The following is a 12,682-nucleotide window of genomic DNA, read 5'->3' as shown; positions in this document are numbered from 1 at the left end:
TCGCTATCTTAAGCACCGCTCTCTAGAATTATAGTAACTGGTCCCGAATTTACAAGCTCGACATCCATCATCGCACCAAATCTTCCAGTCTGAACAACAAGTCCCATCGCGCGCAACGTCTCATTAAATTTATCGTAAAGCACCTCTGCAAGCTCAGGCTTTGCCGCAGCCATAAAGTTCGGACGTCTCCCTTTGCGGCAATCTCCATACAACGTAAATTGCGAAATAGACAATAGCTGACCGCTCAGATCAGCAACAGAAAGATTCATCTTCCCCGTCTCATCCTCAAAGATACGCAAACCTGCTATCTTCTCTGCCATCCAGCGCACATCTGCTTCCGTATCCTCATGCGTGATGCCGACAAGCAGAACAAGACCAGATTCAATAGCTCCTACAATGTCACCGTCAATAACTACCTTTGCCTGCTTGCTACGTTGTACAACTACTTTCACTGCCCAAAAACCTCCGATATACTTTCTTTCTTCTACATATGAACGATCCAAGCAAGCTATTGCATGATGCGCTGTACCGAATAAATATCCTGAATTCTTTTTAATTTATCAACGACAGACGATAAATGGTCAATATTGCGGATAAGCACGGTCATATGGATTAACGCCATTTTATTTTTAACAGAACGCCCTGTAACAGCTGAAATATTCGTCTTGCTTTCAGATACGGCTTGCAGCACTTCATTAAGCAAGCCTCTGCGGTCATGGCCTGTTATTTCGATATCGACACTGTAATTGGCATCTATAGACTCTTCCCACTCGACTTCTATAACGCGTTCGCCTTCTTCACCTTGATCGCCAAATGGTATGTTCGGGCAATCCATACGATGGACGGATACTCCGCGACCACGAGTAATATAGCCGATAATTGTATCACCCGGCACTGGATTGCAGCAACGAGCAAACCGTACAAGTAAATTGTCGATCCCTTTAATCGTTACACCTTGATTCGGTCTATTCTTCCGATTGCCCGGCGATTTAATTTCTTTCGGTTCATTTGTCAGTTCAAGCAAACTTGCTTGTTCTGCTTCCTTACGCAGCTTCTCGGTTAGCTTTGTACATATTTGCGCAGCCGTAATTCCGCCAAAACCGATAGCTGACATCATATCTTCTATATCATTAAAAGCAAATTTCGCCGCTGCTTCTTGCAGTTTATCATCACTTAACCAAGCAGAGGGCTCCAAACCGAGTCGCTTAAGCTCACGCTCAATCAAATCTCTACCTTTAGCAACATTCTCTTCACGCTTTTCTTTCTTGAACCATTGCCTAATTTTACTGCGTGCATGTGACGATTGGGCAATTTTCACCCAGTCCTGGCTTGGTCCGTAAGAATGCTTCGATGTTAAAATTTCAACGATATCGCCCGTTTTGAGCTTATGATCAAGCGGCACGATTCTGCTATTCACCTTCGCGCCTATTGTCCGATTGCCGACTTCAGTATGAATCCGGTAAGCGAAATCAAGCGGTACAGAGCCTGCAGGCAATTCAATCACTTCTCCACTAGGCGTGAATACAAACACCAAATCAGCAAAGAAGTCCATTTTGAGCGATTCCATAAATTCAGACGCGTCTCGAGCTTCCTTCTGAAGCTCTAGAATTTCACGGAACCATGACATTTTATCTTCAAAATTACCACCTGGTACAAGCGAGCCTTCCTTGTACGCCCAGTGTGCCGCGATACCATACTCAGACGTTCTGTGCATATCCCATGTTCTGATTTGCACCTCAGTAGGTTCACCGTTTGGACCAATAACAGTCGTATGAAGCGATTGATACATATTGGTCTTTGGCATGGCGATATAATCCTTGAAACGACCTGGCATCGGTTTCCACAACGTATGAATAATACCTAGGGTCGCGTAACAATCTTTGATGTTATCGACAATGATCCGAATGGCCAGTAAATCATAGATTTCAGTAAACTGCTTATTTTTGTCCGTCATTTTTTTGTAAATGCTATATAAATGCTTCGGGCGTCCTGAAATATCGCCTTCGATGCCCATCTCGCTCAACTTCTCATTAATACGCTCGATAACGTCATCAATAAACCGCTCGCGCTCCGCACGTTTCTTCTTCATCAGATTGGCAATGCGATAATATTGCTGCGGATTTAAATAACGAAGAGCAATATCTTCCATTTCCCATTTGATCGCTGATATTCCAAGACGGTGTGCAAGCGGACAGAAAATTTCCAACGTTTCATATGCGATACGGCGCTGTGCTTCCTCAGATTGGAACTTGAGCGTACGCATATTGTGCAGTCTGTCGGCCAATTTAATTAGAATAACGCGAATATCCTGTGCCATCGCGACAAACATTTTACGATAATTTTCGTTCTGCTGCTCTTCTTTGGAACGGAACTTGATTTTCTCCAGCTTCGTCAAACCGTCCACAAGCATAGCGCAGGTCTCACCAAATTTCGCATGAACAGTTTTCAAATCAACCGTTGTATCTTCTACGACATCATGAAGCAGTGCTGCGATAATCGACAGCACGTCCATTTGCATATCAACAAGTATATCAGCAACCGCAACGGGATGAAGGATATAGGGTTCTCCCGATTTTCGCACTTGACCGTGATGGGCTTGTTCCGCAAAATCATAGGCTTCCTGGATGCGTATAAGGTCCTGCTCTTTCATATAGGCGGATGCCTTCTCGAGTAAATGCTCAATGCCCATGAAACGTCCCTTTCTGAATACACTCCTGGCAGACCCATTCATGCTTTTTCCGAGTTTTCTAATATTATGCCTGTAAAAACGGCAATACGTCAACTGTTGAAGCTATTCTAGCCCTTAAAAACCAAATTCAGTTACCTAAAACAGGAGAAAAACATACCTTTGATTGCTACACTGCAGCCCGCCAAATAAGTAAAACCGCCTCTCCATGTACAACTCGTACACAGGAAAAAGGCGGTTATTATTGGTTAAATTAAGCTAGCTGCTTTATTCGTAAGTCATTAGCGAAAATACGTCAATACCATCGAGCTTCTCACGGCCAGTTAAATAAGCTAACTCGATTAAAAAGGCTGCTCCGACAACTTCGCCGCCGAGTTGGCGCACGAGATTAATCGAAGTGGCAATCGTTCCGCCTGTCGCTAACAGATCATCAGCAATTAGAACCCTTTGGCCAGGGGAGATTGCATCCTTATGCATCGCAAGCTGGTCATTTCCATATTCCAAATCATAGCTTGCAGTAATCGTTTCTCCTGGCAGCTTGCCTGTTTTACGAATAGGAATAAAGCCTACTCCAAGCGCTATCGCGAGAGGCGCACCCACTACAAAGCCGCGAGCTTCAGGACCGGCAATAACATCGATCTTCATCTCTTGAACAGCTGCACGCATTACTTCAATGGCAGCGCGATAAGCGCCTCCATCCTTAAGCAGCGTTGTAATATCCTTGAAACGAATGCCTGGTTGCGGGAAATCGGGAATTACCCGGATGTAATCTTTAAAATTGAATTCTTTATTTGACACGTACTGTCAACCCTTTCCACTCCAGCTTATAGTTGTTACTTGCCGCCGCTAACTGATGCATGAATACCATCGTATTGCTCTTTGGCGGCTTTGTATTTCTGCGAAGTTGTTAAATCTCGTTTCTGCGGCGATAAAGCCACGAGAAGTAGACCATTGCTTCGTTCAATAAACAATAATTCCTCAAAAACATCTAAAATGAGCATGACTGTTTCCACTGACAAGTTATTTTGATGTGCCAGCCGCTCAGTCAGCCCAGATAATGGGACTTGCCCAAGCTTCAACAATTGTTGATAAATGAGTCCAAATTTGTCGCGCTCCGGAAATGTGGATTCTACTATAGGCTCAAAATGAACATCCTGCAGCTGCAGCTGCGGCTTTCGCATTCCGTTCCATTCATTGATGGACAATTCACCTACTGCATCTATGGTATGCCCATGCTTTAGACCATCGGCTATTGAACCCATGTTGAAGCCTATCGCGTCTAACAAACGTTTATTGCTTCCAAGCGATAGCTTCAAATGCTTAGCTTCTTTTCCGATCGTTCTTTTATCAGCTAGCATAGCTCCTTGAAAAAGCAGTCTTGGAGATGGATTGCTCATACCGAAAGGCTCAAGCAATGCCAACTGAGAAATCGTATCGATCGTAGCTTCATTGACGGTGCATACGAAATCAATCGCTGTTTTGGGAATCCAATCATCTGCTGTGAGCCACTCTGTGGCTAGCTCCCCAAGACGCTGTTCAAATGCCCCTAGATGATCCTTGTGCAGGCTCATCCCAGCAGCTGCTTGATGTCCGCCGTAATGATCCAAGAGCTCATCACAGGCTGTCAGTGCCGCATGCAGATCAAAGCCTTCAATTGAGCGCGCAGAGCCCTTACACATGCCTGTCTGCCCATCTATGCCGAGTATAATAACGGGCTTATAATTGCGATCAAGCAGCTTCGATGCAACGATACCGATGACGCCGACGTTCCAGCCTTCTCCAGCCAGGACGATAACTGCTGGTGCTTCCAATCCCGCGGCTTCCGCGGCGGCGCATTTGGCCTGCCATTGCAGCTCCGCTTCCTTCACGATGCTTTCGACAACTCTTTGCCGTTCCTTATTGAGATTATCGAGCCCGGCAGCTTGCAAGATTGCAACGTCGTAATCATCTGTCGTTAACAGCTCGACCGCGCGCTTAGCGTGATCCAGTCTCCCGGCTGCATTAATACGGGGCGCCATTGTGAACGCAACACTAGTAGCTGTTAATGCTCCTAGCGTTATTCCACATGCTTCTGCTAAAGCACGGAAACCAGTACTTTCGTTGCGATTAAGCAGCTCCAGCCCATATCGAACGAAAATTCGATTCTCATCCGCAAGAGGCATGAGATCAGCAATAGTCCCTAAGCATACGATATCCAGCCATTCTAATGGGGGACGATCCAGCAGGGCATGAGCGAGCTTAAAAGCAACTCCGACGCCTGCCAACCCTTTGAACGGGTAGCCGCAGCTCACTTGCTTCGGATTGACGACTGCACAAGCATTAGGTATTTGCTCGGGAGGCTCGTGGTGATCGGTTACAACAATATCTACACCAAGCTGCCTCGCATATTCAATTTCCTCATAGGCGCTAATGCCGGTATCTACGGTTACAATTAATTTTACACCTTCATCAGCAGCCAGTTTAATGGCATTTCGATTAAGACCATAGCCCTCGAGAGCTCGATGAGGTATATAAAAATCATAATCATATTTTAATGTACGAAACAGCTGTACAAGCAACGAAGTACTCGATACACCATCGGCATCATAATCCCCATAAATGCGAATCTTCTCGTTATTAGCTCCTGCCTGCTTGATACGTTCAACTGCTTCCTTCATCCCAAGCAACAAATAGGGATCGTGAAAATATTGCTGATCCCCGTGCAGGAAACGTTTGGCAGCCTCTACATCACCATAACCGCGTTTTACAAGTAAACGAGCTACTAGTGGCGGCAAGCTAAGCATTGCAGCTAAATGCTCTGCTTTTTGCTCGTCTGTTTCGTCCCAAGGCGCGATGGCCCAGCGTGTCTTTCTTTGAATCATTACGCTTTCCCCTTTCCTGCTGTTTGAAATCTTATTGCAGCAGTGTCGGCATCTGCTCCTGATTCGGGTCATGATTAGATTTATATGGATATCCTGGATCATATGGCTCAACATAGATCGATACATCCGTGACATGTATAAATCGTTTGATGACAAGCAGCTTCACCCGCTTGGCAATCTCTTGACCCTCCAAAACAGATATTCTAGGATTTACGCTTATTACAATATCCGCGACAACGTAATGCCCATGCTCTTTAGCACGCAACGATTGCACAGTCACAACACCTTCCACTCGCTGAACAAGCTGCATAAGTTCTTCAGAGTCTTCTTCCTGTGAAAAAGCCTTGCCGTCGTTAAGACTCGCTTTCATTGCGGTGAAATAGCCGTTGTACATGATGATTACTGCAATAACCAGTGCTGCAGCCGGATCAAAATAATAAAGCGAAGGTATCGTCAGCAGCTTGCCGATGATAGCTCCACCCGCTCCGATCAATGCTGCCATCGAGCAGTATATCCCGGAAATACGTTCTTTTGAAGGGAAAAAGATTTCCTTTACGATGAGTCCCGCCACGATGCCTACTAACGATCCCCAATGAGGAGCATCTGTAATACCATTTGCAATATCTCGAACTGCTGAAATTCCGATTTCTAGCCCGATTAAAAGGAGGACGACTGCTACCAGAATGGTTGCTGCCGCTTCACCTCTCTTATTTTCGATTTCTGCTATTTGGTACGGTTTACTCGTTTTCTGGCGATTGCTTACACGAAGTCCAGACAAAGCGGCGAAGCCAGCTGCCGTTTCCGCCGCAGAGCGGAAAGCATCAGCTAGCAAGGCCTTGCTCCCGGACAGCCAACCTACAACACCCTTGAATAATGCCAGCAGTATGTTTCCCCATAAGCCAGCCCAGCTTGCGGACTCCGCTTTCGCATATCGCTGTGCGGTTGACATGATAACCCTCCTAAAAGGTTTTGCGAATGCAAAACCTACTTCATAAGCATGTACTTAGGTTTTGCGAATGCAATTCGTAAGCATGTTGATATAAATGACTATGCCGTTGCTTTAGCAACTTCCTTAGTCTTTTGTTTTCCTTTAAGAAGCAGCCAAAGCGGACTTGCGATACAGATTGAAGAATAAGCACCGCTCGACAAGCCGATAATTTTAGCCAATGCGAACAGCTTGATTGACTCGCTTCCGAAAAGGAATAGGCAAACCGCAACTATTAATACTGCCAAAACGGTATAAATATTACGTGCCATGGTCTGCCAGATACTCGCGTTTACCATTTCTGCCAATTGGTCACGATTTTTGAATTTACCGAAGCGGAGATTTTCTCGAATTCGGTCAAAAATAACGATCTTATCATTGATCGAATATCCAATCGTCGTTAGAACAGCCGCTATGAACGGTAGATCCACCTCCAAGCGGAATATCGAAAAGATCGCTACTACGACAAACGCATCATATAAAATCGCAATGTTTGCCGCTAGCGCGAACCGCCATTCAAAGCGGATCATTACATAAATCATAATCGCTACGCTCGCAATCAAAATTGCCCAAATCGTTTTGATACCAAGCTCCTGTGCCATATCGGGCGACACTACATTGACTTCTGCCGATACTTGGTCACCAAACTGTGCTTTGAACGCATTTTGAATTTCAACAATTTCAGGTTGAGTCAGTACCTCGTCGAACCTTGCGGTTACACGGTCATTATTGCTGCCGCCAACCGTAGGCGTAATGTCTGAGATACCTGTTTTTTCAATAATATCTTTCGCTTCCTGCTGGGTTATTTTCTTACCAACTGAAATATCCATATTCGTTCCTGCCTTGAAATCAACCCCAAAGTTAAGACTGAAAATAAGGAGCGACAGAATACCTGCTATAGTTAACGCGATAGAGAACAGAAAGAACTTATTTCGGTTTCCTACAAAGTCATAACGAATTTTAGTATTAAAGTTCACGAATTTCTGCCTCCTTCACACCGAAATAACTAGGTTTATTAAATAAGTTACTGCGAATAATCAGCATGATTAAAAATCTGGATAAGAAAATATTCGTAATCATACTAACTAGAATACTAAAGATCATCGTAAGCGCAAAGCCGCGAATCGCACCGTTGCCGATGTAGTACAACACGACGCTTGCAATAATATTAGTAATATTCGCATCCATAATGGTACGGAATGAATTTTTGGAGCCCGCTTTTAGGGAGGACATCAAGCTCTTACCACTTCTAATTTCTTCCTTAACCCGTTCATACATAATAATATTCGCATCTACCGCCATACCGATTCCGAGCACAAAGGCCGCGATACCAGGCAGCGTCAGAGTAGCATTCATTAAATTAAACACAACTAATAGCAACCACGTGTACGTTACAACGGTAATTGCCGCGATAACACCCGGAAGCCGGAACAAAATAATGAGGAAGATTAGTATGATCGACGTACCGATAATACCAGCCTCAACCGTATCCTTCAGTGATGCTAGTCCAAGCTTTGCGCCTACGCTTTGCGTATATTTCTCAACTAACTTCAGTGGCAGTGAACCAAGGTTGATCGTATCTCTCAGCTCTTTTGCCTCATCATTAGTGTAATTACCCGAGATCTGAGCTGATCCTCCAGCAATTGCGTAGTTTACACTTGGTCTAGATAATTCCACTTCGTCCAGATAAATAGCCAAATATCGATCTTCTATATTCGGAAGCTGGCTCAATCTGCCTGTTACCTCTTCGAATTTCTTCGGATCTTTTAATTCGATCGTAACAAACGGCTTGCCTAAATTATCATAGCCAACGCCAGCGCCATTTTGTTTGAAATCACCGCCATCAAGCTCAATCTTGCCGTCTGGTCCGCGGAATGTGAGATGAATTGGCTTAGCAAGAAGCTTTCTAACCTCATCCTCATTCTCCACTCCTGCAAGCCTCAGACGAATTCTGTTTGTTCCTTCAGTTGTAATTTCAGGTTCAACAATACCGAAATCATCAATACGCTTCTCAAGACTTCTAGCCGTTTCTTTTAACGACTCAGGGGTAACTGCTACTCCGCCCTCAAGCGGTTCCGCTTCGTACAAAACCTCAAATCCGCCTTTTAAATCAAGGCCTAGCCTAACATCTTTCACTAGTGATGGGCCTGTCCAAGCGATAACGCCAAACATAACGACAACGATCGCAAGAAAGGCAACTATTCTCTTCCCGAACATACGTATTAATCCTCCTTATGATCTCAATATTCCTATTATACAGACGCAGTAAAAACGAGTCAAAAAAAAAGAAACCCGCAGCCTAAAATTGGGTTCCTTTATATGCGCTTATTGTCATGAAATTCATAAATCCCATAGCCTTCAGCGATAAAATATCGTTCACCAATTGATGCAGCTCAGGCTGACCCGACTTCTTATACTTCGCACTAACGCATTCCCAAACTTCTTCCCCGGTTACATGCTCATATCCGATGAGCTGAAATTCCTCCGCCTTGCTGTTGCATAGCTCCTCGATCATACCGCTGAAGTCCTCGTCTGCCATGCTGCTTGTTCCCCCTAAAAGTTTTACATCGTAAAACTCGCTTTGTAAGCTTAATCATTTTCCACTACTTACAACTATTCGATGTACTTATGTGCTATTCCTGCTCCTTTCATTCAGATACCGTAAAATTGGCAGACATGGAACTGGACATGCCGCGCATAAAGATGAGTATACCTGCCTGTCTCATAGCTTCGTCTTTTAGCATAGGTAAGGATTGATTTGTTATTCTAAGAAAGAGAAGAGGGCAATCATAATGACGAAGCAAACGTTCATCAAAGGTGCTATGATATTGCTGGCCGCTGGAATAATTAATCGCATGCTTGGGTTTGTCCCCCGCATCATGCTGCCGAGAATCATTGGAGCAGAGGGGGTTGGTATTTACCAGCTCGTTTATCCATTTCTAACTGTTGTGCTTACCATAATAATCGGAGGCATTCCGTTAGCCGTTGCGAAATGGATTGCAGAGGCGGATACAAAAGGCGATTCCGCTCGCGTAAAATACATATTCAGAGCTGCGATGGGTATTGTCGTTATGATTGGAGTCGTTATAACAGCTATTATGCTGCTGTTCGCTTCTTGGATTACACAGCATGTGCTGCCTGACGCTCGTGTGTATCATACGTTTCTTGCCATGACGCCGCTCCCACTTATTATTGGGATATCATCGGTTTATCGCGGTTATTTTCAAGGGAAACAAAATATGGTTCCGAGCGCTTTATCGCAAATTATTGAAACCGTACTGCGTATATTCGCTTCATTGTCTTTTGCCTACCTCTTGCTGCCACTAGGTCTGGAGTGGGCAGCCGCTGGCGCGATGCTCGGTGCTGTTGTCGGTGAGCTAGGCGGCTTAGCTGTCCTACTCTGGAAATACTATTTCAATAAAAGCAGCAAGAAGCAAGCTATCAACGCCATACCCGCAACAAGCTCCAACAAAGAACCCGTTTTAAGACGCTTATTAAATATTTCCATACCTGTTACAGCAAGCAAGATGGTAGGCTCTTTGTCTTATTTGCTGGAATCGATTTTCACTGTACGCAGCCTTGTTGTAGCTGGAATCGCCACAGGCACGGCAACCGCTCAATACGGCGCGTTGCAGGGAATGATTATTCCGCTTCTGCTGCTACCTACAGCGCTGACCTATTCGCTTGCTGTTTCATTGGTACCTTCCTTATCAGAAGCTGCAGCCAAGGGAGATAAATCATTAATTCATAAACGGCTTCACCAGTCTATGCGTCTATCCCTAGTATCCGGTGCTCCATTCATTGTCGTAATGGCTTTATTCGCCGATCCAATATGCAGATTGCTATACAATCACGCTGATATTGCCCCTATGCTGCAGCTAATGGCGCCGATAGGTGTATTCATTTATTTACAAGCTCCTCTGCAAGCTGCTCTCCAGGCTTTAGATAAGCCAGGTACAGCACTAATGAATACATCAATTGGAGCTATTGTAAAACTTGTTCTTATAATACAGCTTGCCTCCGACCCCGATTTTGGCATTTACGGCGCGCTGATCGCAATTAATGTAAATATTATTCTCGTTACCTTATTACATGGCATTAGTGTCCTTCGCTTTATTGGCTTCCGTATGAATTTTTACGACTTCCTCAAAGTAGGCGCCGCCATGGTTATTATGGGAGCCGCAGCTAGATGGACCATGAAACAAGAGCCACTCTCCGCAGAATGGATTAATTTGCTGCTCGCTTGTGCAGCTAGCGTTATCATTTATTTAGTTCTTATGGTTGTGATGAAAATTATTGATCGTCATGATATGGCGCGTATCCCCCTATTGGGCAGATGGTTTGAATAAAATTAGGTTTAAATAAAAAAACCGTGTTCTAAAAGAGGGCTTCCCCTCTTTAGAATCGCGGTTTTCTGTTTTTCACATCTACAAACAACTTTCCTCTATGGTCTATCGTACAAAAGAATACATCTTTGAAATCATTAACGCCTTCATCTTGCAGCACGTTTTTGAGCCAAAACCTTGTTTTCTCAAGTTTTTCTAGACTTTCATTCTGAACCTTACCATCCATAATAAGCGGAATAGGCAAAATTTCAAAGCGATATCCAGGTGGAATTATTTTTTTCTTACTATCCTGTTTTTCCATTTTCCTCAAGCCTGATGGACTGCCGCCTAAATTGTTATTTTCTTCTTCATCACTTTCATTTGATGTCCCGGCGTCTTCCTTTGAAATGACGGATAGCTTTCCGCTCGTTTCCAAAATCGCAAATTCTACGTCGGAAACCGAGCTAATTCGATTTTCACGAAGCTGAAGCATTAGATCATCTAAATTGTACCTTTGCTTGTGCATGACTTCACTGTTTATTTTTCCTTTGTCAATAATAACGCTTGGTTTACCATCAAACAAAAGTCTTAGCTTACGATTTTTCATCGTCATAAATGCACTGCTAATTTGAATGAGCAACAAGGTGACCATAGGAAGAATCCCTTCCCACATCGCTCGTTTCGAATCCTCAACCACTATAACGGCAATTTCAGCGATCATTACAGAAATGACGAGATCGAACACGGATAGCTTGCCAATCTCCCGCTTCCCCATAAATCTAATGATCAGAAATACGACGAAATAAATGATCACCGTCCGGACCAACAGGCTCCAAAACTCCAGTGGAAACCGCCTCCTCGACATTGTCATGCCAGCTGATGTCAACTGTATTTGTACGTACAGCTATTCTGACCTACAGGTACAGACATCATACGAGAGAAGATACACGAATTTATGGCAATCGCTGATTTCATGAAGTTGTACTAATCCGACCAGCTTGACCATATGGATTAGTAATACGTTCATAACGAATGGGGGAATACGATGAGTTCGGTCAAAAGCTCGGTCAAACATGCTCCTAAACCACCTCTAATTACTTCACCATTACTTGCTGGGGTGCTTTTTTCAATGATATGGCTTGCAGTCGGGGCACTGCTGTTGTCTCTGCTTTTACACTTTTCGAGTATGAAGGAAGGAGATCTGCCTTCCTATGCACTTGCAATTCATGCCTTTTCTTCATTTGTAGGAGGTTTAACTTCTGGAAAGCGTTCTGAGAAAAAAGGCTGGTATAATGGCTCTTTGCTCGGATTATTATACGGGTTGATCGTATTAATAATTAGCTTCCTAGCGTCTAACGCATCGCTATCCTGGTATAGCGCTCTTCTACTGGGAGCCGTGCTTGCAGCTGGTGCTTTCGGAGGGATGATCGGGGTAAACCTAAAAAAATGAAATAAAAACGGCGGACATGGAAAATGTCAGCCGTTTTTTGATTCATTATTCTTTTTCAAGAGAAGTTGTCGGAGCAGAATTAATTATCGTACTCACTGCACTACGCTCATAAGTCATTTTTGTTGTATCATTAACGCGAAGCACAACAGTGTCATCCGTCAACTCTACAACAGTACCATGCAAACCGCCAATTGTCGAAATTTTATCGCCTTTTTTCAATTGGTTTAGCAAAGCAGTACGCTGCTTTTGTTTCTTCTGCTGAGGACGAATGAGAAGAAAATAAAACACCGCAAACATAAGAATAAACGGCCAAATCATATTAAAAATATTACCTGTGCCTGTACCCGCATCAGCTGCTAGCCACATCGAAATCCC

12 protein-coding genes are annotated in these 12,682 nt (G+C 44.1%); 2 read left to right on the top strand and 10 right to left on the bottom strand.

Translation table 11 applies throughout. From position 1 onward, the window contains the following. Positions 1-8: 8 nt before the first annotated feature. The 8 genes from dtd to AC0YN7_RS20865 all read right to left on the bottom strand — a co-directional run bounded on the left by dtd (position 9) and on the right by AC0YN7_RS20865 (position 9,071). Entirely contained in the window at positions 9-452 is a 444-nt protein-coding gene (gene dtd / locus AC0YN7_RS20900; RefSeq protein WP_475811966.1) for a D-aminoacyl-tRNA deacylase, read from the bottom strand. A gap of 56 nt (positions 453-508) precedes the next feature. Next, positions 509-2,689 (bottom strand): RelA/SpoT family protein, encoded by a 2,181-nt coding sequence (locus AC0YN7_RS20895; RefSeq protein WP_475811965.1) that lies wholly within the window; start codon positions 2,687-2,689, stop codon positions 509-511. 264 nt (positions 2,690-2,953) lie between these two features. After that, positions 2,954-3,484 carry an adenine phosphoribosyltransferase gene (locus AC0YN7_RS20890; RefSeq protein ID WP_475811964.1) on the bottom strand — a complete coding sequence of 177 codons (531 nt, stop codon included), beginning with the start codon at positions 3,482-3,484 and terminating at the stop codon, positions 2,954-2,956. A gap of 35 nt (positions 3,485-3,519) precedes the next feature. Next, complete coding sequence (gene recJ / locus AC0YN7_RS20885; protein ID WP_475811963.1) at positions 3,520-5,547, bottom strand: single-stranded-DNA-specific exonuclease RecJ; 2,028 nt, start codon at positions 5,545-5,547, stop codon at positions 3,520-3,522. A gap of 31 nt (positions 5,548-5,578) precedes the next feature. Next, a complete protein-coding gene (locus AC0YN7_RS20880; RefSeq protein WP_475811962.1) occupies positions 5,579-6,496 on the bottom strand; it encodes a cation diffusion facilitator family transporter in 918 nt (305 codons plus the stop codon). 98 nt (positions 6,497-6,594) lie between these two features. Further along, positions 6,595-7,509 (bottom strand): protein translocase subunit SecF, encoded by a 915-nt coding sequence (gene secF / locus AC0YN7_RS20875; RefSeq protein WP_475811961.1) that lies wholly within the window; start codon positions 7,507-7,509, stop codon positions 6,595-6,597. Then, positions 7,499-8,749: a protein translocase subunit SecD gene (gene secD, locus AC0YN7_RS20870; protein ID WP_475811960.1), complete on the bottom strand. Its 1,251-nt coding sequence runs from the start codon at positions 8,747-8,749 to the stop codon at positions 7,499-7,501. Before secD ends, secF begins: the two co-directional genes overlap by 11 nt. An 82-nt stretch (positions 8,750-8,831) precedes the next feature. Next, positions 8,832-9,071, bottom strand: a complete 240-nt coding sequence (locus AC0YN7_RS20865) for a post-transcriptional regulator (RefSeq protein WP_475811959.1) — start codon at positions 9,069-9,071, stop codon at positions 8,832-8,834. 253 nt (positions 9,072-9,324) lie between these two features. Here AC0YN7_RS20865 and spoVB point away from each other — a divergent pair, with 253 nt between their 5' ends. After that, the gene (gene spoVB / locus AC0YN7_RS20860; RefSeq protein ID WP_475811958.1) at positions 9,325-10,881 is read left to right on the top strand and encodes a stage V sporulation protein B; all 1,557 of its coding nucleotides are present in this window, start codon (positions 9,325-9,327) and stop codon (positions 10,879-10,881) included. A 49-nt stretch (positions 10,882-10,930) separates the two neighbouring features. On the opposite strand, the gene AC0YN7_RS20855 is transcribed toward spoVB, so the two are convergent. After that, entirely contained in the window at positions 10,931-11,722 is a 792-nt protein-coding gene (locus AC0YN7_RS20855) for a YetF domain-containing protein (RefSeq protein ID WP_475811957.1), read from the bottom strand. Between the two features lie 180 nt (positions 11,723-11,902). Between AC0YN7_RS20855 and AC0YN7_RS20850 the strand changes: the two genes are divergently transcribed. Next, entirely contained in the window at positions 11,903-12,307 is a 405-nt protein-coding gene (locus tag AC0YN7_RS20850) for a TIGR04086 family membrane protein (protein WP_475811956.1), read from the top strand. Positions 12,308-12,352: 45 nt separating this feature from the next. Here the strand turns inward: AC0YN7_RS20850 and yajC are convergent, their stop codons facing one another. Continuing rightward, the gene (gene yajC / locus AC0YN7_RS20845; protein ID WP_475811955.1) at positions 12,353-12,673 is read right to left on the bottom strand and encodes a preprotein translocase subunit YajC; all 321 of its coding nucleotides are present in this window, start codon (positions 12,671-12,673) and stop codon (positions 12,353-12,355) included. Between the last annotated feature and the right edge of the window lie 9 nt (positions 12,674-12,682).

The sequence above is a fragment of the Paenibacillus sp. J31R122 genome (assembly GCF_056269185.1).
This window is presented reverse-complemented; position numbering and strand designations above follow the sequence as displayed.